At 71.7% G+C, this 20,968-nt stretch carries 19 protein-coding genes and 1 pseudogene; 10 read left to right on the top strand and 10 right to left on the bottom strand.

The features are described from left to right. Positions 1 to 2: 2 nt before the first annotated feature. Positions 3 to 1,205: a bifunctional adenosylcobinamide kinase/adenosylcobinamide-phosphate guanylyltransferase gene (locus ABZ919_RS35385; RefSeq protein ID WP_361256325.1), complete on the bottom strand. Its 1,203-nt coding sequence runs from the start codon at positions 1,203 to 1,205 to the stop codon at positions 3 to 5. 79 nt (positions 1,206 to 1,284) lie between these two features. On the opposite strand from ABZ919_RS35385, the gene ABZ919_RS35380 reads away from it, so the two are divergent. Next, positions 1,285 to 1,497, top strand: coding sequence for a hypothetical protein (locus ABZ919_RS35380; protein ID WP_055709718.1), 213 nt, complete (start codon positions 1,285 to 1,287; stop codon positions 1,495 to 1,497). Positions 1,498 to 1,536: 39 nt separating this feature from the next. On the opposite strand, the gene ABZ919_RS35375 is transcribed toward ABZ919_RS35380, so the two are convergent. From ABZ919_RS35375 to ABZ919_RS35365, 3 genes are all read right to left on the bottom strand, one after another. After that, complete coding sequence (locus tag ABZ919_RS35375; RefSeq protein ID WP_361256321.1) at positions 1,537 to 2,586, bottom strand: trypsin-like peptidase domain-containing protein; 1,050 nt, start codon at positions 2,584 to 2,586, stop codon at positions 1,537 to 1,539. 56 nt (positions 2,587 to 2,642) lie between these two features. Next, complete coding sequence (locus tag ABZ919_RS35370) at positions 2,643 to 3,344, bottom strand: methyltransferase domain-containing protein (RefSeq protein WP_361256541.1); 702 nt, start codon at positions 3,342 to 3,344, stop codon at positions 2,643 to 2,645. Between the two features lie 83 nt (positions 3,345 to 3,427). Beyond that, positions 3,428 to 4,051, bottom strand: coding sequence for a DUF3043 domain-containing protein (locus ABZ919_RS35365; protein WP_361256318.1), 624 nt, complete (start codon positions 4,049 to 4,051; stop codon positions 3,428 to 3,430). A 290-nt stretch (positions 4,052 to 4,341) separates the two neighbouring features. On the opposite strand from ABZ919_RS35365, the gene ABZ919_RS35360 reads away from it, so the two are divergent. Beyond that, positions 4,342 to 5,133 carry a PspA/IM30 family protein gene (locus tag ABZ919_RS35360; protein WP_361256316.1) on the top strand — a complete coding sequence of 264 codons (792 nt, stop codon included), beginning with the start codon at positions 4,342 to 4,344 and terminating at the stop codon, positions 5,131 to 5,133. 39 nt (positions 5,134 to 5,172) lie between these two features. Beyond that, the gene (locus ABZ919_RS35355; RefSeq protein ID WP_361256313.1) at positions 5,173 to 5,451 is read left to right on the top strand and encodes a hypothetical protein; all 279 of its coding nucleotides are present in this window, start codon (positions 5,173 to 5,175) and stop codon (positions 5,449 to 5,451) included. Between the two features lie 15 nt (positions 5,452 to 5,466). Here the strand turns inward: ABZ919_RS35355 and ABZ919_RS35350 are convergent, their stop codons facing one another. After that, positions 5,467 to 6,834: a hypothetical protein gene (locus tag ABZ919_RS35350; protein ID WP_361256310.1), complete on the bottom strand. Its 1,368-nt coding sequence runs from the start codon at positions 6,832 to 6,834 to the stop codon at positions 5,467 to 5,469. Positions 6,835 to 7,097: 263 nt separating this feature from the next. On the opposite strand from ABZ919_RS35350, the gene ABZ919_RS35345 reads away from it, so the two are divergent. From ABZ919_RS35345 to ABZ919_RS35335, 3 genes are all read left to right on the top strand, one after another. Then, entirely contained in the window at positions 7,098 to 8,327 is a 1,230-nt protein-coding gene (locus tag ABZ919_RS35345) for a histidine kinase (RefSeq protein WP_361256307.1), read from the top strand. Continuing rightward, positions 8,324 to 9,004: a response regulator transcription factor gene (locus ABZ919_RS35340; protein WP_361256305.1), complete on the top strand. Its 681-nt coding sequence runs from the start codon at positions 8,324 to 8,326 to the stop codon at positions 9,002 to 9,004. The genes ABZ919_RS35345 and ABZ919_RS35340 overlap by 4 nt, the downstream gene beginning before the upstream one ends. Positions 9,005 to 9,159: 155 nt before the next feature. Continuing rightward, entirely contained in the window at positions 9,160 to 12,261 is a 3,102-nt protein-coding gene (locus ABZ919_RS35335) for an efflux RND transporter permease subunit (protein WP_361256302.1), read from the top strand. Positions 12,262 to 12,317: 56 nt separating this feature from the next. On the opposite strand, the gene ABZ919_RS35330 is transcribed toward ABZ919_RS35335, so the two are convergent. Continuing rightward, positions 12,318 to 12,896 carry a Uma2 family endonuclease gene (locus ABZ919_RS35330; protein WP_361256299.1) on the bottom strand — a complete coding sequence of 193 codons (579 nt, stop codon included), beginning with the start codon at positions 12,894 to 12,896 and terminating at the stop codon, positions 12,318 to 12,320. 143 nt (positions 12,897 to 13,039) lie between these two features. Beyond that, positions 13,040 to 14,224: a quinolinate synthase NadA gene (gene nadA / locus ABZ919_RS35325; protein ID WP_361256296.1), complete on the bottom strand. Its 1,185-nt coding sequence runs from the start codon at positions 14,222 to 14,224 to the stop codon at positions 13,040 to 13,042. A gap of 264 nt (positions 14,225 to 14,488) precedes the next feature. On the opposite strand from nadA, the gene ABZ919_RS35320 reads away from it, so the two are divergent. After that, positions 14,489 to 14,845 (top strand): iron-sulfur cluster assembly accessory protein, encoded by a 357-nt coding sequence (locus tag ABZ919_RS35320; protein WP_351615255.1) that lies wholly within the window; start codon positions 14,489 to 14,491, stop codon positions 14,843 to 14,845. A 90-nt stretch (positions 14,846 to 14,935) separates the two neighbouring features. Here ABZ919_RS35320 and ABZ919_RS35315 read toward each other — a convergent pair whose 3' ends face one another. Continuing rightward, complete coding sequence (locus ABZ919_RS35315; RefSeq protein WP_361256292.1) at positions 14,936 to 16,552, bottom strand: hypothetical protein; 1,617 nt, start codon at positions 16,550 to 16,552, stop codon at positions 14,936 to 14,938. A 102-nt stretch (positions 16,553 to 16,654) separates the two neighbouring features. After that, entirely contained in the window at positions 16,655 to 16,864 is a 210-nt protein-coding gene (locus ABZ919_RS35310; RefSeq protein ID WP_361256291.1) for a hypothetical protein, read from the bottom strand. 130 nt (positions 16,865 to 16,994) lie between these two features. Here ABZ919_RS35310 and ABZ919_RS35305 point away from each other — a divergent pair, with 130 nt between their 5' ends. Further along, a complete protein-coding gene (locus tag ABZ919_RS35305; protein ID WP_361256287.1) occupies positions 16,995 to 17,969 on the top strand; it encodes a carbohydrate kinase family protein in 975 nt (324 codons plus the stop codon). Between the two features lie 130 nt (positions 17,970 to 18,099). Here ABZ919_RS35305 and ABZ919_RS35300 read toward each other — a convergent pair whose 3' ends face one another. Beyond that, positions 18,100 to 19,476 carry an aminotransferase class V-fold PLP-dependent enzyme gene (locus tag ABZ919_RS35300; protein WP_361256283.1) on the bottom strand — a complete coding sequence of 459 codons (1,377 nt, stop codon included), beginning with the start codon at positions 19,474 to 19,476 and terminating at the stop codon, positions 18,100 to 18,102. A 291-nt stretch (positions 19,477 to 19,767) separates the two neighbouring features. Here ABZ919_RS35300 and coxB point away from each other — a divergent pair, with 291 nt between their 5' ends. After that, positions 19,768 to 20,727, top strand: a complete 960-nt coding sequence (gene coxB, locus ABZ919_RS35295; protein WP_361256281.1) for a cytochrome c oxidase subunit II — start codon at positions 19,768 to 19,770, stop codon at positions 20,725 to 20,727. Beyond that, positions 20,724 to 20,968 (top strand): annotated as a pseudogene (locus tag ABZ919_RS35290) (cytochrome ubiquinol oxidase subunit I); the annotation flags it as partial. The gene coxB and the pseudogene ABZ919_RS35290, both read left to right, overlap by 4 nt.

The following is a 20,968-nucleotide window of genomic DNA, read 5'->3' as shown; positions in this document are numbered from 1 at the left end:
GCTCAGCCCCGCAGCACCAGCGCCTGCCCCGCCACCACCAGCAGCACCTGCTCGCACTCGCCCGAGAACGCCGCGTTCAGCCGCCCGAGTTCGTCGCGGTAGCGCCGCCCGGAGGCCGTGGCGGGGACGATCCCGGACCCCACCTCGTTGGAGACCGCCACGACGGTCCGCCGAGTCGCCCGCACCGCCTCCGTCAACTCCCGCACCCGCTCCCGCAGGGACTTCTCACCCCCACCGGACCACTCCGCGTCGTCCCACGCCCCCACCGAGTCCATCACGTCCGTCAGCCACAGCGACAGACAGTCGATCAGCATCGGCGGCCCGTCCGCGGAGAGCAGCGGCACCAGGTCCGTCGTCTCCGCCGTACGCCACGACCCGGGCCGCCGCTCCCGGTGCGCGGCCACCCGCTCGGCCCACTCGGAGTCCCCGCCCCGCGTCCCGCCGGTCGCCACGTACAGGACGTCCGGGAAGGACGCAATGCGCCGCTCGGCCTCCACCGACTTGCCCGAGCGCGCCCCGCCCAGCACCAGCGTGCGGCGCGGCACGTCCGGCACGTCCTCGTACGCGCCCACCGCCAGCGTCGTCCCGTCCGGCACCGCCCGCGTCCCGGCCGCCGCCAGCCGGCGCCGCAACTCCGCTCCGGGCGGCACGTCGTGGTCGAGGTGGACGGCGACCACATCGGTGGTCGGGCCGATCGAGCCGACCGCCCGCAGCCGGGCCGGCGCGTCCGGGCGGCCCACCACGTCCGCGAGGACCATGTCGTACGACTCCGCCCGCGCCCGCTCCAGACCGGCCGGCGCACCGCCCGGCGGCACATACAGCAGCCGCCGCCCGTCCGGTCCGGTCACCGCGTACCCGGTGCCGCCCGCGTCCATCGCCACGGCCCGCACCCGATGTCCCGTCAGCAGCACCAGCTCCCGCCCGTCCGGCACCCGGCCGGGCTGCGGCAGCCCGGGCGGCACCTCCACCGCCGGACCGTCGTGCGGATGCGACAACAGCACCTGCCGTACCCCGCCCAGCGAGTGCCCGGCCCGCGCCGCCGCGAACGCCACGCCCGGCGTCAGGTCCAGCAGCAGCGCCCCGTCCACCAGGACGGCGGTGGCCGCACGCGCGTCGGGCCCGAGCGCCCTCGCACAGGCGGCGCAGGGGCAGTCGGGCCGGGGCAGTCCGGCGGGCGCACCGGTACCGAGCAAAGTCACTTCCACGGATCGATTTTCGCCTGTCCGATCACGTCTTGCTCTTCCGGCTAGTCTTCCAGCAGGTGTCGGATCGAGGGAGGCCCACATGACGGCATGGACGTGGCGGTTCGAGAAGGCCGACGGGACGGAGGTCCAGCCCGCGGTGCAGCCCGAGGAGTTCACCACGCAGGGGGATGCCGAGTCCTGGATCGGGGAGCACTGGAAGGCCCTCCTGGAGGGCGGTGCCGACCAGGTGCGGCTGTTCGAGGAGAACACCGAGATCTACGGGCCGATGAGCCTGCACGCCGACGCGGCGTAGCCGGCGCGGAGGGGGTGCGGTCCGGGGCCGCACCCCTCGTCACTGCTCGCCCAGCGTCACCGTCACGGTCTTCCGGTTGCCGTCGCGCTGGTAGGTCACCGACGTCTTCTGGCCCGGCTTGGCGGCCGCCAGTGCCTCCTGGAGCGCGGTGACGGTGGTGACCTGCTGGCCGCCCACCGCGGTGATGGTGTCGCCCGGGCGCAGGCCCGCCTTGTCGGCCGCGCCGCCGTTGCTGACGTCGACCACCGCCACCCCGGCGGGCTGGTAGCTGCCGTTCACGACCGTCCGCGCGGTGATGCCGAGCGCGGCCCGTCCCGAGTCGACGACCTTGCCCTCCTTGACGATCTGCCCGGCGATCGTCTTCACCATCGACGCCGGGATGGCGAACCCGATTCCGGGCGCCGCACTGCTCCCGAGGGAGGGGTCGGCGGCGGCGAGCGTCGGGATGCCGATGACCCGCCCGGCGAGGTCGACCAGCGCGCCGCCGCTGTTGCCGGGGTTGATCGCGGCCGAGGTCTGCACCATGTTCGCGAGAGTCGCGCCTGTGCCCCCGCCTGCCTCGCTGACGGTCCGTCCGGTCGCCGAGACGATGCCCTCGGTCACGCTGGACGACAGCCCGAGCGGCGAGCCCATGGCCAGCACGATCTGGCCGACGTCCACCTTCTCGGAGGCGCCGAACACCGCCGCCTTCAGCCCGGCCGGCACCTTGTCCAGCTTGATCACCGCCAGGTCCTGCTGGGGGTACGCGTACACCAGGTGCGCGCCGACCGGCTGCTCGCTGCTGGCCGTGGTCACCTGGAAGGTCTTCTCCTTCCCGATGACGTGCGCGTTGGTGACGACGTGTCCCGCGCCGTCGTACACCACGCCGGAGCCCAGCTCGCTGCTCGCCTGGATCTGCACGACCGACGGCAGGACCTGCTTGATGACCTTCTGGTACTGGCTCTGCAGATCGACCAGGGCCATCGGCGTGGCCGCCGCGGTGTCCTGCCCGGACGGTGGAGCGTGCGCGGTGCAGCCGGCGGTCGCGCAGCACACGAGCGCTGCCGCGGCGACGGCCCCGCGCAGGGCACGGCTGAGGGAAGCGTCCATGCCTCGAGTCTCACCGCAGGGCGATCATCCGGCCCGCGCTGTTGGCCCGAACGGGCTCAGCCCCGTACGCCGCACAGGTGCAGCAGCGCCGCCACCCGCCGGTAGGGGTCCGTGCGCCCGGCCCGCTCCTCGACCGCGAGCAGGGTCTGGAGGTCGTCCGGGATCTCCGCCTCGTCCGCCGCCGTGTCCGTGAAGACCCGGACGCCGTACCAGGCGTGCAGCGGGGCTGCGATCCCGTCGAGGGTGGCACTGAGGGAGGCCAGCCGGTCGGCACGTACGTCCAGACCGAGGCGGTTGCGGTACTGCGCGGTGCCGAAGGCGGCCAGGGCGCCCGCCCAGTCCCCCGCGAGGCCCGGCCGCATGGCGAGCGCGTCGCCGTTGCGCACGAGCAGGGACAGGAGCCCGCCGGGGGCGAGCATCCGGGCCAGGCCCGCCACCAGCGGGTCGGGCTCCTCGACGTACATCAGCACGCCGTGGCACAGCACCACGTCGAAGCCGCCGGGCAGGAAGTGCACCCCGGTGTCCCGCCCGTCGCCCTGCACCAGGCGGACCCGCTCGCGGATGCCCTCGGGCTGCGCGGCCAGTGCCTCACGTGCCGCCGCGATCATCGTCGCGTCCTGTTCGACCCCGGTCACCTGATGGCCGAGCCGGGCCAGCCGCAGCGCCTGCGTGCCCTGGCCCATGCCCACGTCGAGCACCCGAAGCCGCTGCCCGACGGGGAACCGCCCGGCTATCTGCTCGTCCAGCTGCCGCGCCACCAGCTCCTGGCGCACGACATCACGCAGCTTGCCCAGCCCGCTCAGCCAGGCGCCCGCCGCCCCCCCGGTGAAAGCCTCTGCGCTCAGGGCCGCTCTCCGCGCTTGACCTGCGGCTTCGGCAGCCGGAGCCGGCGCATCTGCAGCGAGCGCATCAGCGCGTAGGCGACCGCGCCCCGGGTGTTCTCGTCCGGGAAGCGCTCCGCGAGGCGCTTCTTCAGCCGGAAACCGCTGAACGCGGCGTCGAGCACGATCAGCACGATCACCACCAGCCACAGCAGCAGCGCGACCGACTGGATCGCCGGCACCCGCACCACGCTCAGCACGAGGATCACCACGGCGAGCGGCAGGAAGAACTCCGCCACGTTGAACCGCGAGTCCACCCAGTTGCGGGCGAACTTGCGGACCGGGCCCTTGTCCCGGGCGGGCAGATAGCGCTCGTCCCCGGTGGCCAGCGCCTGGCGCTGCCGCTCCAGGGCCTGACGCCGATCCTCGCGCTGGCGCTTCGAGGCCTCCTTGCGGCTGGTGGGCGTGTGGGCCACGCTGCGCCGCTGGGACTGGGCCTCACTGCGCTTGGGCGTGGGCCTGCCCTTCGGGGCCTGCGGGTCACGGGGCTGCTTGGAGAGGGTCACCGTCTTGTCGGCGGGAGCCTTCTCGTCCTTGGCACGGCTACGGAACACAAAACCCAAGGGTACGGGCTTCACCGGCATGGACCCCAGCCCGGCGGGGAACGATCCGGCAACACCGGACGTCTGTAGGGGGACAGAGGGGACGTTGCAGGCGCTTCACCCGGCGGTCACCGAAGAGATGGCGGAGGGCCCGGAAGGGCTCACCCGGAGGACCACCTACTCCTCACGCCGGACCGATACCGTCCGCAGTCGTCCTTGGGGATGAGCGCATCACTCCCCGAACAGTGCGGTAATGGAGTCAGGGCCCGTACTGTGGGTCCTGTCGCAGGATCTGTGAGCTGGAGTCCGTCAGAAGGGGGCGCGCGAAGCCCATGAGCGGTGTCATGAAGCGTATGGGGATGATCTTCCGCGCGAAGGCGAACAAGGCCCTTGACCGGGCCGAGGACCCGCGCGAGACCCTCGATTACTCGTACCAGAAGCAGCTGGAGCTGCTGCAGAAGGTCCGCCGCGGCGTCGCCGACGTGGCGACCAGCCGCAAGCGCCTGGAACTGCAGCTGAACCAGTTGCAGCAGCAGTCCTCCAAGCTGGAGGACCAGGGCCGCAAGGCGCTCGCGCTCGGCCGCGAGGACCTGGCCCGTGAGGCACTGTCCCGGCGCGCCGCCCTCCAGCAGCAGGTCACCGACCTCGAGACGCAGCACACCACCCTCCAGGGCGAGGAGGAGAAACTCACCCTGGCGGCCCAGCGCCTGCAGGCCAAGGTGGACGCGTTCCGCACGAAGAAGGAGACCATCAAGGCCACCTACACCGCCGCCCAGGCCCAGACCCGCATCGGCGAGGCCTTCTCCGGTATCTCCGAGGAGATGGGTGACGTCGGCCTCGCCATCCAGCGCGCCGAGGACAAGACGCAGCAGCTGCAGGCCCGCGCCGGCGCCATCGACGAGCTGCTCGCCTCGGGTGCCCTCGACGACCCGTCCGGCATGGCCAAGGACGACATCGCGGCCGAGCTGGACCGGCTCTCCGGTGGTAGTGATGTAGAGCTGGAACTGCAGCGCATGAAGGCCGAGCTGGCCCAAGGCTCCCCGCAGCAGGCGATCGAGGGCGGCACCGGCCAGGCGCAGACCCAGCAGCAGCCGCAGGACACCCCGCGCTTCGACAAGCAGTAGCAGTAGTCCGGCGCCGGAAGCCGAGCCGAGGAGGCCGACGTGATCGTACGGATCATGGGGGAGGGCCAGGTGAAGCTGGACGACTCCCACGTCGTCGAGCTGAACAAGCTGGACGACGAGCTCCTCCGGGAGGTCGAGAGCGGCGACGAGGAGGGCTTCCGCCGCACGCTCGGCGCCCTCCTCGACTCCGTCCGCCGGCTCGGCACGCCGGTGCCGGACGACTCGCTGGAACCCTCGGAGCTGATCCTCCCGTCGCCGGACGCATCGCTGGCGGAGGTCCGGGAGATGCTCAGCGACGACGGGCTGATCCCGGGCTGAACCCCCTCGGCCGGGTCAGCCCAGGGTGAACCAGGTGGTGCGGGACTTCTGCCACTGCGGGTGGGTGAGGTTCTTCGCCTCGGTGCCGTCGCCGTAGAGGTCGGCGGAGCCGTCGTCGGTGATCAGCTGCACCCGGGCGCCGGCGGCGGTCACCTCGGGCACGGCCACGATCGACTCCCAGGCGCCCGCGTCCGCCGTCGGCAGGTCCAGCAGCTTCACCGGCTGGTGCCCGGCGACGCCGTCCCACGAGTACAGGGCGTACGGGTCGCTGTTGTCGTCGGCGGCCCAGGAGCCCGCGAGGACCAGGTACTGACCCGCGTCGTTCCTGCGCAGATCCCGGATGGACAGACCGCCCAGATCCAGCTCGATCGGCGTGCCGAAGGCAGCCCGCGCGCCGCGCGCCACCTGGTCCATGTTCGTCACCGGCACGATCAGCGCCTTCCCGCCGTTCTGCGGCGGCACCAGCGGGGCGCGGAAGCCGACGTAGGCGGTGGTCGTGCTGCCCGGAGCGAACTCCAGCCCCTCGACATTGAAGCCGTCGATCTGCTTCGGGGCCCGGCCGTCCGCCGTGCCGTCCGCGAAGCCGTACCGGTCGCCGTTCGCCTCGTCCCAGGCGACCAGGTCGTCGCGCAGGCGGTGACCGGCGGTGCCGAAGGTGAGCCGGGTGGCGGCGCCCGATCCCGAGACGGCCGTGGTGAACACGGTGTTCCGGTCAGGCTTGTACACGCCGTCCTTGTTGTTGCCCAGCGACCCGGTCCAGTAGATGGTGTCGCCGACCCGTGCGGCGCCCTCGATGTCGACCTCCTTGTCGGCGCCCAGCGCGCTGTCCATGTCCCAGGTCTTCACCGGCGCGCCCGAGGCCGAGCCGTCGTAGAGCCGCAGGGTGTTGTCCTCGTCGTCGCCCACGACGACGTACCCGCCTCCGACGTCCACGGCGGCGGAGGCGTCCGAGGCGCCCGTCAGGTAGCGGGCGTCGGCGGAGTGCTGGACGGCCGGGGAGGCCGCGTAGTGCAGCGTCGTCGTGGCCGTCTTCCCGCCGAGGCCGGTCACCTTCAGGGTGAGGTCGGTACGGCCCTGGGCGTGCGCGGTCACGGCCACCGTACGACTGCCTCCGGTGCCGGTCACGCGGACGTCACCGGTGCCGGCCACGCTGCCGCCGCTCGTCCCGGTGGCGGCCACGGTGAGCGCGGAGGCGTCGGCGCCGCCCTGCGCGACGGCGACGGTGACGACGGGGTCACCGGTGCCGCCGACGGCGCCGGACAGGTAGGAGGCCGACAGCTTGATCGCCGGGGTGCCGTAGGTCACCGCGTGAGCGGAGGTGGTGAGACCGGTGGCTGCGACCAGGCCGAGGGCGGCGCTGGACCAGAGCGAACGAGAGCGCACGGGGTGCCTTTCTCTCCGAGGTTTTCCGGAAGGGTGGGCACGTTCGGCCAACGGCGCTTGACAGTTGACGGACCGTCGGGCGGCTGGGCGCCCAATAGATCGGGGTGCGCCGTGGTTCGGCGGTCGCGGGCCGGCCGCAGCCGATCACGCAGTTCCCCGCGCCCCCTTCAGGGGCGCAGCGGCGCCGCTCGGCGAGCGCGGTCCGACCGCATCCCCGACCGGCACCGGTGCAGGGCACCGCACAGCACCCGTACTGTTCCTCCGTGAGTACCGTTCGTACGCTCGACCGCGCCCGGTGCAGCGTGAAGGCCCACCCCCTCGCGCTGGACGCGTCCATCGCCGCCGGGGTGCTGGCCTGCATGGTCGTCGGCTCCTTCGTCGTGCCCCGCGGAGCGAACGGCGTCACCTGGGGTGTCCGCACCCCCGCCCCCCTCAGCCTTCTGCTCATGGTCCTCGCCGCGGCCACGCTGGTCTTCCGCCGCCGCGCCCCCAAGACCGTCCTCGCCGTCACCGGCGCCCTCTCCGTGATCGAGTGCGTCACCGGCGACCCCCGGGCCCCGGTCGCGATGTCCGCCGTCATCGCCCTGTACACCGTCGCCTCCACCACCGACCGCACCACCACCTGGCGGGTCGGCCTGCTGACCATGACCGTGCTGACCGTCGCCGCCCTGCTCGGCGGCCCGTTGCCCTGGTACGCGCAGGAGAACCTCGGCGTGCTCGCCTGGACCGGCATCGGCGCCACCGCGGGCGACGCCGTACGCAGCCGGCGCGCGGTGGTGCAGGCCATCCGGGAGCGCGCCGAACGCGCCGAACGCACCCGTGAGGAGGAGGCCCGCCGCCGGGTCGCCGAGGAGCGGCTGCGGATCGCCCGCGATCTGCACGATGTCGTCGCCCACCACATCGCGCTGGTGAACGTGCAGGCGGGGGTGGCCGCGCACGTCATGGACAAGCGGCCCGACCAGGCCAAGGAGGCCCTGGCCCACGTCCGCGAGGCCAGCCGCTCCGCACTCGACGAGCTGCGCGCCACCGTCGGCCTGCTGCGCCAGTCCGGCGATCCGGAGGCGCCGACCGAGCCCGCTCCCGGCCTGAACCGTCTGGAGGAGCTCGCCGCCACCTTCCGCAACGCCGGTCTGCCGGTGCAGGTGGCCCGCGCCGACCAGGGCGCCGAACTGCCCGCCGCCGTCGACCTGGCCGCCTACCGGGTCGTCCAGGAGGCCCTCACCAACGTGCAGAAGCATGCCGGGCGTCAGGCCAAGGCCGAGGTCAGCGTCGTACGGGTGGGGACGGACATCGAGGTCACCGTGCTGGACGACGGCGCGGGCGCGGCCGGTGCGCCCGGGGGCGGCGGCGGGCACGGACTGCTCGGCATGCGCGAGCGGGTCACCGCCGTCGGCGGCACCCTCACCACCGGACCCCGCTACGGCGGCGGCTTCCGCGTGCATGCGATCCTGCCCCTCAAGACCCGTACGACGGCCCCGGGGGAGCCCGTATGACGATCCGTGTCCTGCTCGCCGACGACCAGGCCCTGCTGCGCAGCGCGTTCCGGGTGCTGGTCGACTCCGAGCCCGACATGGAGGTGGTCGGGGAGGCCTGCGACGGCGCGGAGGCGGTCCGCCTGGCCAAGGAGCACACCGCCGACGTGGTCCTGATGGACATCCGCATGCCGGGCACGGACGGGCTCGCCGCCACCCGGATGATCAGCGCCGATCCCTCCCTGGCCCAGGTTCGCGTGGTCATCCTGACCACCTTCGAGGTCGACGACTACGTCGTCCAGGCGCTGCGCGCGGGCGCCTCGGGCTTCCTCGGCAAGGGCAGCGAGCCGGAGGAGCTGCTGAACGCCATCCGGGTCGCGGCCGGCGGTGACGCCCTGCTGTCTCCGGTCGCCACCAAGGGGCTGATCGCCCGTTTCCTCGCCCAGGGCGACGGCGACGACGGCCGGGACCCGGCCCTCTCCGAACGGCTCGGCGCGCTCACCGGACGGGAGCGCGAGGTGCTGGTCCAGGTCGCCGGCGGTCACTCCAACGATGAGATCGCCGAACGCCTGACGGTCAGCCCGCTGACGGTGAAGACGCACGTCAACCGGGCCATGGCCAAGCTGGGCGCGCGCGACCGGGCACAGCTCGTGGTGATCGCGTACGAGTCGGGGCTGGTACGTCCGCGGATGGACTGATCTCCACCCGGGCGTACTGCGGGCGGAGTAGGGCCCCGACGAGGAAATGGACTCTGGGCCTACGGTTCGGCCCTCCGTGATGAATCAGGGTGTCGGATAGGCGCTCACCTGCGCCCCCCGCCGCTTCTGCCGCTCCAGAAGAGAGACCCTGATCCATGTCCTGGCTGTCGAGATTCAGCCTCCGGCAACGGGCCCTGATCGGCCTGATGTCGCTCGTCGCGCTCGTCTTCGGGCTGATCGCGATACCCCAGATCAAGCAGCAGCTGCTGCCCACCATCAACCTGCCCGTGGTGTCGGTGATCACGCCGTACCGTGGCGCCTCGCCCGACGTGGTCGAGAAGCAGGTCGTCGAGCCCATCGAGAACAACCTCCAGGGCGTCGACGGTGTCACCTCGGTGACCTCCACCGCCAGTGAGGGCAACGCCGTGATCATGGCGTCCTTCGACTACGGCAACGACACCAAGCGGATCGTCTCCGACGTCCAGCAGGCCGTGAACCGCGCCCGCAACCAGCTTCCGGACGACGTCGACCCGCAGGTCGTCTCCGGCTCCACCGACGACATGCCGACCGTGGTCCTCGCCGCCACCTCCGGCAAGGACCAGCAGGCGCTCGCGGACCAGCTGGACAAGACGGTCGTACCGGCGCTGAAGGACATCGACGGCGTCGGCCGGGTCCAGGTCACCGGCGTCCGCGACCTCCAGGTCGCCGTCACCCCGGACGAGGCGAAGCTCGCGCGGGCCGGCCTCACCTCCGCCGCGCTCGGCCAGGCCTTGCAGGCCGGCGGCGCGACCGTCCCGGCCGGCTCCTTCGACCAGGACGGCATGAGCCGCACCGTCCAGGTCGGCGGCGGCTTCACCTCGCTCGAGCAGATCCAGGACCTGATGGTCACCGGAGAGGGCGGCAGGAAGCCCGTACGCCTCGGTGACGTGGCCGGTGTCAAGGAGCAGCCGGCCCCGGCCGACTCCATCACCCGCACCGACGGCAGGCCCAGCCTCGCCGTCACCGTGACCATGGACCACGACGGCAGCGCGGTCACGATCTCCGACGCGGTCAAGGACAAGCTGCCCGACCTGCGTGGGCAGCTCGGCTCCGGCGCGAAGCTCACGGTCGTCAGCGACCAGGGCCCGGCCGTGTCGAAGTCCATCAAGGGCCTGACCACCGAGGGCGCGCTCGGCCTGCTCTTCGCGGTGCTGGTCATCCTGGTCTTCCTCGCGTCGATCCGCTCGACGCTGGTGACGGCGGTCTCCATCCCGCTGTCGGTGGTGCTGGCCCTGATCGTGCTGTGGACGCGCGGCCTGTCCCTGAACATGCTCACGCTCGGCGCGCTGACCATCGCCATCGGCCGGGTCGTGGACGACTCGATCGTGGTCCTGGAGAACATCAAGCGGCACCTCGGCTATGGCGAGGAGCGCAAGGGCGCGATCCTGGACGCCGTGCGCGAGGTGGCCGGAGCGGTCACCTCCTCCACCCTCACCACGGTCGCCGTGTTCTTGCCGATCGGCCTGGTCGGCGGCATGGTGGGCGCCCTGTTCGGCTCGTTCAGCATCACGGTGACGGCGGCCCTGCTGGCCTCCCTGCTCGTCTCGCTGACGGTCGTCCCCGTTCTGTCGTACTGGTTCCTGCGCGCCCCGAAGGGCACCCCCGAGGACGCGGCGGAGGCGCGCCGGCGGGCCGAGGAGAAGGAGGCGAACAGCCGCCTGCAGCGTGCCTACGTCCCCGTCCTGCGCTTCGCCACGCGCCGCCGCCTCACCAGCGTGCTGATCGCGATCGTGGTCCTCGTCGTCACGTTCGGCATGGGCGGCCTGCTGAAGACGAACTTCTTCGACCAGGGCGAGCAGGAGGTCATCACCGTCAAGCAGGAGCTGAAGCCCGGCACGGGCCTCGCCGAGACGGACGAGCAGGCCAGGCGGGTCGAGAAGCTGCTCGCCTCCACCGAGGGCGTCAAGGACTACCAGGTCACCGTCGGCTCCTCCGGCTTCATGGCGGCCTTCGGCGGCGGCACGGACACCAACCAGGCGTCCTACCAGGTGATGCTCAAGGACTCGAAGTCCTACGACACGGTGCAGAAGCACATCGAGGACGGCCTGAAGCAGCTCAAGGGCATCGGTACGACCACGGTGTCGGCCGGTGCCGGCTTCGGCAACCAGAACCTCAGCGTGGTGGTCAAGGCCGCCGACCCGCAGGCGCTGCGCACGGCGGCGGAGCAGGTCCGTTCAGCGGTCGCCGGCCTGGACGACGTCACGGACGTCACCAGCGACCTGGCGACGAGTGTGCCGCGGATCTCGGTGAAGGCCGACGCCAAGGCGGCGGCGGCCGGGTTCGACGACCAGAGGCTCGGCGCGGCGGTCGCCCAGGCGGTCCGCGGGACGACGGCGGCCAAGGCGATCCTCGACGACACCGAGCGCGACGTCGTGGTGAAGTCGGCGAAGCCCGCGACCACCCTGGAGCAGCTGAAGAACCTGCGCCTCGGCCCGGTGAAGCTGGGTGACATCGCGACGGTGAAGCTGGTCGACGGCCCCGTCTCGCTGACCCGGATCGACGGCCGGCGCGCCGCGACCGTCACCGCCAGGCCGGCCGGTGACAACACCGGTGCGATCAGCGCCGAGCTGCAGTCGAAGATCAAGGCGCTGAAGCTCCCGGCGGGTGCCCAGGCCGAGATCGGCGGCGTCACCTCCGACCAGAGCGACGCGTTCAAGAACCTCGGCCTGGCCATGCTGGCGGCGATCGCGATCGTCTTCATGCTGCTGGTGGCGGCCTTCCGCTCGCTGGTACAGCCGCTGATCCTGCTGGTCTCCATCCCGTTCGCGGCGACGGGCGCGATCGGCCTGCTGGTCGCCACCGGCACCCCGATGGGCGTCCCGGCGATGATCGGCATGCTGATGCTGATCGGCATCGTGGTGACCAACGCGATCGTGCTGATCGACCTGATCAACCAGTACCGCGGGCAGGGCCACGGCGTCGTGGAAGCCGTCATCGAGGGCGGCCGCCACCGGCTCCGCCCGATCCTGATGACGGCCCTGGCGACGATCTTCGCCCTGCTGCCGATGGCCCTGGGTGTCACCGGCGAGGGCGGCTTCATCGCCCAGCCGCTCGCGGTGGTCGTGATCGGCGGCCTGATCACGTCGACTCTGCTGACGCTCCTCCTCGTCCCCACGCTCTACGCCATGCTCGAACTCCGCAAGGAGCGGAGGGCGAAGAAGCGGGCGGCGAAGCGTCAGGCCCCGCAGACGGAGGTGCTGGAACCGGCCGGCGTGTAGGCCAGTACACCGGTTCGCAGGGCCGCTCGCACGGTGTGCGGGCGGTCCTGTGGACGTCAGAGGAAGTCCGAGGTCTCCAGCTCGAACGCGAACGGTTCGGGGAGGGGGAGGGGCTTGCCGAACGGGAGGGTGGAGTGCTGGCGGTAGTCCTCGTCCGCGGGGTCGCTGAACAGCGTGATCGAGGAGGCGTCCCGGTCCACGAGCAGGTGCAGGGGGATGCCCGCGCGGGCGTAGCAGTGGCGCTTGGCCTCGCGGTCCGTCCTGGGCTTGGTGGAGGTCACTTCCAGGACCATGGCGACGCCGTCTCCCGGCATCCAGGGGTCGGCGCCTCGGTAGAGCCGCAGCTCTGCGGCAGCGAACGTGACATCCGGGGTCACGTGGTCCCGGGGGCAGCCGCCGCCCTTCTTCAGTTTCAGCCCCTTGTTACCCGAGAAGTCCATGTCGGTCCGGGACCGCCTGATCACCTGCTTGGTGATCCGGCTGATGCAGTCCTCGTGATCCCCGTCCGGCGGCGGTGTCACAACGATCTCCCCCTCGATCAGCTCGGCCCGGAAACCCTCCGGGGTGTCCAGGGAGAGAAAGCCCTCGAGCAGGACCTCTTCCTGCGTGAGCGGCTCATGGGCCATGGCAGTCATGTCACGCCCCTCCTTCGGTCGCTCGCCAGACTGGGACATCCGAAGATCACCTGTCCAAGAGATCGGGAACCGTTCCCCCGATCGTGGCACGAAAGGGGCGCCCCCCGACACCGGGAGGCGCCCCTGACACGCGCAAAGGCCGCTTACGGCAGCGCCAGCATCCGCTCCAGCGCCAGCTTGGCGAACGCCTCGGTCTCCTGGTCGACCTGGATCCGGTTGACCAGGTTGCCCTCGGCGAGGGACTCCAGGGCCCAGACCAGGTGGGGCAGGTCGATGCGGTTCATGGTCGAGCAGAAGCAGACCGTCTTGTCCAGGAAGACGATCTCCTTGCCCTCGGGAGCGAAACGGTTCGCCAGCCGCCGGACCAGGTTCAGCTCGGTGCCGATGGCCCACTTGGAGCCGGCCGGGGCCGCCTCCAGGGCCTTGATGATGTACTCGGTGGAGCCGACGTAGTCCGCCGCGGCCACGACCTCGTGCTTGCACTCGGGGTGGACCAGGACGTTCACGTCCGGGATGCGCTCACGGACGTCGTTGACCGAGTCCAGGCTGAAGCGGCCGTGCACCGAGCAGTGCCCGCGCCACAGGATCATCTTCGCGGCCCGCAGCTCCTCCGCGGTCAGCCCGCCGTTCGGCCTGTGCGGGTTGTAGACCACGCAGTCGTCCAGGGACATGCCCATGTCCCGTACGGCGGTGTTGCGGCCCAGGTGCTGGTCGGGCAGGAACAGCACCTTCTCGCCCTGCTCGAAGGCCCAGTCCAGGGCGCGCTTGGCGTTCGAGGAGGTGCAGATGGTGCCGCCGTGCTTGCCGGTGAACGCCTTGATGTCCGCGGAGGAGTTCATGTACGAGACCGGCACGACCTGCTCGGCCACGCCCGCCTCGGTCAGGACGTCCCAGCACTCGGCGACCTGCTCGGCCGTCGCCATGTCGGCCATCGAGCAGCCGGCGGCGAGGTCGGGCAGGACGACCTTCTGGTCGTCGGAGGTGAGGATGTCCGCCGACTCGGCCATGAAGTGCACACCGCAGAAGACGATGTACTCGGCCTCCGGGCGCGCGGCCGCGTCCCGGGCCAGCTTGAACGAGTCACCCGTGACGTCGGCGAACTGGATGACCTCGTCGCGCTGGTAGTGGTGGCCGAGCACGAAGACCTTGTCGCCGAGCTTCTCCTTGGCCGCGCGGGCGCGCTCGACCAGGTCCGGGTCGGACGGCGAGGGCAGGTCGCCGGGGCACTCGACGCCCCGCTCGCTCTTCGGGTCGGCCTCGCGGCCGAGCAGCAGCAGGGCGAGCGGAGTCGGCTGCACGTCGAGCTCCGGGGTCTGGGCGGTGGTCACGACACGCACCCTTTCTACTTTTCGTCGAACTGACGCTATCTATCATAGCTGCTTCACGTCAGTTTGACGATGGCCATAGTGTCCATGTGACGTGAATCCCGCCCAAGTCCCTCCACAGGCCGCTGCCGACGCGGTGGGGCATGTGCGAGCATGAAGAAGGAAGCACATACGCGACAACGCGACTGCCCGGCCCGGAATGAATCCGCGGAAGCGCCGGTTGCACTCGTCGGCAAGCAGTCTCCGTACAACCCGGGAGAGATGTAGATGTCCGTATCGGACGAGACCACCACCGTCACCGACGGCATCATCCTGACCGACGCCGCCGCGGCCAAGGTCAAGGCCCTGCTCGACCAGGAAGGCCGCGACGATCTCGCCCTGCGTGTCGCCGTCCAGCCCGGCGGCTGCTCCGGCCTGCGCTACCAGCTCTTCTTCGACGAGCGCTCGCTCGACGGTGACGTGAAGAAGGACTTCGGTGGCGTCAAGGTCGTCACGGACCGCATGAGCGCTCCGTACCTGGGCGGCGCGACCATCGACTTCGTGGACACGATCGAGAAGCAGGGCTTCACGATCGACAACCCGAACGCGACCGGCTCCTGCGCCTGCGGCGACTCCTTCAGCTGAGCCGAGGGGTCTGGGCCTGACGGCCTGACGGAACTGAGAAGGGCGGCGGCCCCCGACCGGGGGCCGCCGCCTTCGTCGTGTCCCGGGAGGCTAACGCGACTGCGCGGACGCGTCCGGGTGCAGCGCGCCCGGCGTGGTCTGCGGAATCCGATCGCCGTCGGCGCCGACCACGGTCCGTCCGTCGAGCGGCGCACCGAGCCGGACGGTCTTCAGGTACTCCTTGGCGATCAGCACGCACACCTTGTCCGGCCAGGGATGCTCGGTGACCGTCACCGCCACCCGCTCGCCACTCTCCTTCGCCGCCACCGTGTAGTCCGCGCACACCCCGCCGTAGAAGCTCACGGTCAGCTCACGGCCCTCGGCCGAGTAGCCGGTGACCTTCACCGTCCGGGCGCTGGGTGCTCCGGAAGCCGGCGGAGCCGAGGGCGTGGCCGCCGGCGCCAGGTACCGGGGATCCACCGCCGGATAGGCCACCGTCGCACCCCGGCTCACCTCGAACAGCCAGGACGGCACCAGCGTCTGCCGCCCCGCGACGGAGTGCGCGGCCAGCCCGAACACCGCCTTCTCCACGGTGACCGTGTCCGCCGGGTCCGTTCCCGCGTCCGCCCCCCGCTTCGGCACCCCCGTGGACGCGCCGCAGGGCTGCTCAAGCCGGTCCTTCAGCGGCATCGGGCTGGCGCAGCCGCCGATGCCCATCCGATGGTCGCTCCTCGGCGCCGCATTCATCCGCTTCAGCGTCTTCGCGGCGCTCAGCACGGGGTACGTGTCGCCCTTCACCGGCGCTCCGAGCAGCCCGTGCCCGCCGACCACCTCGCCCTGCCGGTCCACGGTCAGGCCGGTCGTCCAGCCGTACGTCGGCAGCCCGCCGACGACCGGGTCGGCGTCGACCACCCGCTGGGCGCCCAGGACCTGGCCCGCGTCGACCTTCGCGTCGTCCAGCCCGGCCGCCTTCAGCACCGGCGCGGCGGCCTCGGTCGCCTTCCGCACGCTCACCGGAGCTCCGGCGGGGGCCATCGGATCGTGCGCGCACAGGACGCCCTTGGGGCAGTCGTCGGTGCCCGGCGCATACCGGCTGAAGGTCCAGCTGCCCGGCGCGCCGCGGTTCACCGTCAGACTCGGACCGGAGCCGTCCCTGCCGCCGACCCGCCAGATCCGGCCCTCGGCCACCGGCGTCCCGTCGACGCCCAGCGCCTTGGCCAGCCGGGCCACCGCGTCCTTGCCCACCTCGCCCTTCGGCACGTACACCGGCGCGGAGCCGGGCCCGGCCGGCAGCTCGCCCCGGGCGACGTACGTCGCCCCGTACGGGTCCGGTTCGCCCGGAGCGATGCCGCCCGTGCCGCTCCAGCCGTCCAGCGCGAGCGGCGGGGGAGTGGCGCGGGAACCGGCCGTCCCGGGGCCGCCCGTGGCGCCGCCCGCGCCGTGGGCCGCCACGAGGTAGGCGCCGCCACCGCCGACCAGCAGCACGGCGGCGGCGACGCAGACCACCGCGAGGCGCGACCGCCGCCGGCCGGCCCGTCCGTCCTCCGGGCCGTCGGCGTCACCGGCGACCTCGGGGCTCTCGGCGGCGTCCGCCGCAGCCGCCGCCGGCCCGGGCTTCCCGGAGTCCTCGACGTCCTCCTGGCTCGCCGCGCTCCCGGCGCTCCCTGCGTCCTCGGCACGCTCGAAGCCCTCGGAGTGCTCGCGGTTCTCGGGGTGCTCGGTGTTCACCGCATCGCTCCTCGCTGGTCGTATCCCGCATCCCCCGCGTGGAGGACGGCGATGGGACGCGGGAGGGGAGCGTGCGGTTCCCTGCGGATTGCGCCCCGCGCGTCAGTCGCCGTAGTCCGACATCGCGTCCAGCAGCCGCGCGGACCGTGCCGGCACGGTCACCCCGTGGAGCAGGGACAACGGCACCGGCCGGGCCTTCGGATGCTCGGGCGCCGCCCAGTGCGGAGCCATCCGGGCGCAGTCGCCCCGCAGCGCGGCGAGGTCGCCCTCGAGGTCGGCCGGGGCGGTGGAGCGGAACTTGAGGTTCGTCATGACCGCACGGTAGGCCTGCTCCGTGCCGCGAAGAAAGATCTACTATCGGGTAGTTTCGCCTGCTGCAGCGCGGACGGCCGAACGGGTAGCGTGAACTGTCAACCCAGCCTCCCGCAGGAGAGTCCCCGTCGTGCGCATCGCAGTCACCGGCTCCATCGCCACTGACCACCTCATGACCTTCCCCGGCCGTTTCGCCGACCAGTTCGTCGCGGACCAGCTGCACACGGTTTCGCTCTCCTTCCTCGTCGACAACCTGGACGTGCGCCGCGGCGGCGTCGGCGCGAACATCGCCTTCGGCATGGGCCAGCTCGGCACCAGGCCGGTCCTGGTCGGCTCCGCGGGCTTCGACTTCGACGAGTACCGCTCCTGGCTCGACCGGCACGGTGTGGACACCGACTCGGTCCGGATCTCCGAGACCCTGCACACCGCCCGCTTCGTGTGCACCACCGACGCCGACCACAACCAGATCGGCTCCTTCTACACCGGCGCGATGAGCGAGGCCCGCCTCATCGAGCTGAAGACCGTCGCCGACCGCGTCGGCGGCCTCGACCTGGTCCTGATCGGCGCCGACGACCCCGAGGCGATGCTCCGCCACACGGAGGAGTGCCGCGCCCGCGCGATCCCCTTCGCCGCCGACTTCTCCCAGCAGATCGCCCGGATGGCCGGCGACGAGATCCGGGTGCTGCTGGACGGCGCGACGTACCTGTTCTCCAACGAGTACGAGAAGGGCCTCATCGAGACCAAGACCGGCTGGAGCGACGCCGACATCCTGGACAGGGTCGGCCACCGCGTCACCACGCTCGGCTCGCGCGGCGTGCGCATCGAGCGCGCCGGCGAGGACCCGATCGAGGTCGGCTGCCCCGAGGAGGAGCGCAAGGCGGACCCCACGGGAGTCGGCGACGCCTTCCGCGCGGGGTTCCTGTCCGGACTGGCCTGGGGTGTCTCGCTGGAGCGCGCCGCCCAGGTGGGCTGCATGCTGGCGACGCTGGTCATCGAGACCGTGGGGACGCAGGAGTACCGGCTGTACCGCGGGCACTTCATGGAGCGCTTCACCAAGGCGTACGGGGACGACGCCGCCCAGGAGGTTCGGGCCCACCTCGTCTGAGGCCGGGGGCCGACCGCTCGTCCGCGTCGGATTCGCCGTTCTCGACCGCGGGTGCGTGGGGCTGGTCGCGCAGTCCCCCGCACCCCTTCGGGGGTGCGCTCGGCTCACCCGCCGTACGCCGGGGGCGGGCTCAGCTCACCCGCCGTACGACATACGCCGTACCCCTGGGCGCCGGCTCCTCCCCGACGTACTCCTGCCCCCGCATCTCGCACCACGCCGGGATGTCCAGCCGGGCCGCCTCGTCGTCCGAGAGCACACGCACCGTGCCGCCCACCGGCACCTGCCCGAACACCTTGGCCAGTTCGATGACCGGGACGGGGCAGCGTTTGCCGAGGGAGTCGACGACCAGCTCCTCGGCCCCCACGGCCGTCTCGGGCGCCGGGGCGCCCAGCTTCTCCCGGACCCCCGCGACGGCCACCGGCAGCACCTCCAGGAAGCGCTCCACGTCCGCCTCGGCCGCGCCCCCCGGCAGTGACACCCGTACGTTCCCCTCGCTCAGCACGCCCATGGCCTTCAGCACGTGGCTGGGCGTCAGGGTGCTGCTCGTGCAGGAGGAGCCGGAGGAGACGGAGAATCCCTCCCGGTCCAGCTCGTGCAGCAGCGCCTCGCCGTCGACGTAGAGGCAGGAGAAGGTGACGATGCCGGGCAGCCGCCGCTCGGGGTCGCCGACGACCTCCACGTCCGGCACCAGCTGCGGCACCCGCGCCCGGATCCGCTCCGTCAGCGCCCGCAGCCGTACCGCCTCCTGGGCCGCCTCGGCGCGCACCGCCCGCAGTGAGGCCACGGCCGCCACGACCGCCGGGATGTTCTCGAACCCGGGCGACCGCCCCGACTCCCGCTCGTCGGCGGGGCCTTGAGCGGCGAACCGCACCCCCTTGCGCACGACGAGCAGCCCGACCCCGGACGGGCCGCCCCACTTGTGCGCGCTGGCCGCGAGCAGCGACCAGCCGCCGTCGACGGGCCCCCACCCCAGCGACTGCGCCGCGTCCACCAGCAACGGCACCCCGGCCGCCCGGCACACCTCGGCCACCTCCGCCACCGGCTGTACGGTCCCCACCTCGTGGTTGGCCGACTGGAGCACCGCGAGTGCGGTGTCCGGGCGGAGGGCGCCCGTGTACCCCGACGGGTCCACGGTGCCCGCCCGGTCCACCGGCACCCGGGTCACCGTCCCGCCGTCCGCCTCGAACACCTCCGCCGAATGGAGGACGGAGGAGTGTTCGACCGCTGACACGATCAGGTGGCGTCCGACCCGCCGCCGCCCGGCCAACGCCCCTGCGATCCCGCTGTGTACGGCCCTGGTGCCCGACGAGGTGAACACCACTTCGTCCGCCCGGCAGCCGATCGCCTCGGCAGCCGCCTCCCGGGCGGCGTCGAGCAAGATACGGGCCTTCCGGCCCTCCCGGTAGAGCCGGGCCGGATCGGCCCACCCCTCGTCGAGGGAGGCCAACAGCGCCTGCCGGGCGACGGGGTGGAGGGGAGCGGCGGAAGCAGCGTCGAAGTAGGACACACAGCAACGTTAAATCGCTGGTGGGAGGAAGGGGGCGCGGGGACCGCACGAGATTCGCCGCGCACCCCCACCCGCCCGCCAAACCCCCACAACCCGAGCTATTGGACGCCGATTCCCACCCCAACCGAGTGACAGGCGACGCGTATGCCCCCCTCCCCGCGAGCGCCCGGAGGGCGTCGGCTAGGGTTTGGTCCGCATAAACATCCAAACCCCTGCCCGACGCAGGGCGGCGACCGACCAGCGAGAAGGCCGCAGCCGACCGCGCGGGCGAGACTCTCGGGAAGGCGCTACGTGAGTCCCAACGGCTCCGACCGCTCGCCGCGGCGCCCGATGCGGCGGAAGCTGCTGCAGGCACTGACCGCGGGCCTGGTCCTGGCGACCGCAACCGGTTGCACATACAAGGACTTCCCCCGCCTTGGCATGCCCACCCCGACCACGGAAGAGGCTCCGCGGATCCTCTCGCTGTGGCAGGGCTCCTGGGCTGCCGCGCTCGCCGTCGGCGTGCTGGTGTGGGGCCTGATCCTGTGGAGCGCCATGTTCCACCGGCGCAGCCGCACCAAGGTCGAGGTACCTCCGCAGACCCGGTACAACATGCCGATCGAGGCCCTGTACACGGTGGTCCCGATCATCATCATCTCGGTGCTCTTCTACTTCACGGCCCGGGACGAGACGAAGCTCCTCAGCCTCGACAAGAAGCCCGACGTCACGATCAACGTGGTCGGCTTCCAGTGGAGCTGGGGCTTCAACTACATCGAGAGCGTCCCCGGTGTCTCCGGCGACGCCAAGACCGACGCGAACCTGAACGCCATTCCGGACCGGTTCAAGAAGGACTTCCCGGCGAACGCCGGCGGTGTCTACGACGTCGGTACCCCCGCCACGCGCAACCCGCAGACGGGCAACCCCGGTCCGACGCTCTGGCTCCCCGAGGGCAAGACGGTCCGCTTCGTCCTGACCTCCCGCGACGTCATCCACTCCTTCTGGGTGGTGCCGTTCCTGATGAAGCAGGACGTCATCCCGGGCCACACCAACGCGTTCCAGGTGACCCCCAACCACGAGGGCACCTTCCTCGGCAAGTGTGCTGAGCTCTGCGGCGTCGACCACTCGCGGATGCTGTTCAACGTGAAGGTCGTCTCCCCGGCGGCTTACCAGAAGCATCTCCAGGACCTCGCCAAGAAGGGGCAGACCGGTTACATTCCCGCCGGCATCGCGCAGACGAGCCACGAGAAGAACCGGGAGACGAACAACCTGTGAGCATCCTCAACGAACCCCAGGGTGCCGCGGCAGCTGAAGGCTCGTACGCGGACGAGATGCCGGTCAGGCGCAAGCAACCCGGCAACGCCGTGGTGAAGTGGCTGACGACCACCGACCACAAGACGATCGGGACGATGTACCTCGTGACGTCGTTCGCGTTCTTCCTGATCGGTGGCGTGATGGCGCTGCTCATGCGCGCCGAGCTGGCCCGGCCGGGCCTGCAGATCATGTCGAACGAGCA

Source organism: Streptomyces sp. NPDC046759 (genome assembly GCF_040645475.1).
Lineage (GTDB): Bacteria > Actinomycetota > Actinomycetes > Streptomycetales > Streptomycetaceae > Streptomyces.
The sequence above is the reverse complement of the archived record's forward strand: the minus strand, read 5'-3'. Positions and strand labels throughout refer to the sequence as shown.

Coding starts and splice junctions, on each gene's coding strand:
- ABZ919_RS35380 (WP_055709718.1), top strand. CDS start 1,285: ATGACGGCATGGACGTGGCGGTTCGAGAAGGCCGACGGGACGGAGGTC.
- ABZ919_RS35375 (WP_361256321.1), bottom strand. CDS start 2,586: ATGGACGCTTCCCTCAGCCGTGCCCTGCGCGGGGCCGTCGCCGCGGCA.
- ABZ919_RS35365 (WP_361256318.1), bottom strand. CDS start 4,051: ATGCCGGTGAAGCCCGTACCCTTGGGTTTTGTGTTCCGTAGCCGTGCC.
- ABZ919_RS35360 (WP_361256316.1), top strand. CDS start 4,342: ATGAGCGGTGTCATGAAGCGTATGGGGATGATCTTCCGCGCGAAGGCG.
- ABZ919_RS35340 (WP_361256305.1), top strand. CDS start 8,324: ATGACGATCCGTGTCCTGCTCGCCGACGACCAGGCCCTGCTGCGCAGC.
- ABZ919_RS35335 (WP_361256302.1), top strand. CDS start 9,160: ATGTCCTGGCTGTCGAGATTCAGCCTCCGGCAACGGGCCCTGATCGGC.
- ABZ919_RS35330 (WP_361256299.1), bottom strand. CDS start 12,896: ATGACTGCCATGGCCCATGAGCCGCTCACGCAGGAAGAGGTCCTGCTC.
- ABZ919_RS35320 (WP_351615255.1), top strand. CDS start 14,489: ATGTCCGTATCGGACGAGACCACCACCGTCACCGACGGCATCATCCTG.
- ABZ919_RS35310 (WP_361256291.1), bottom strand. CDS start 16,864: ATGACGAACCTCAAGTTCCGCTCCACCGCCCCGGCCGACCTCGAGGGC.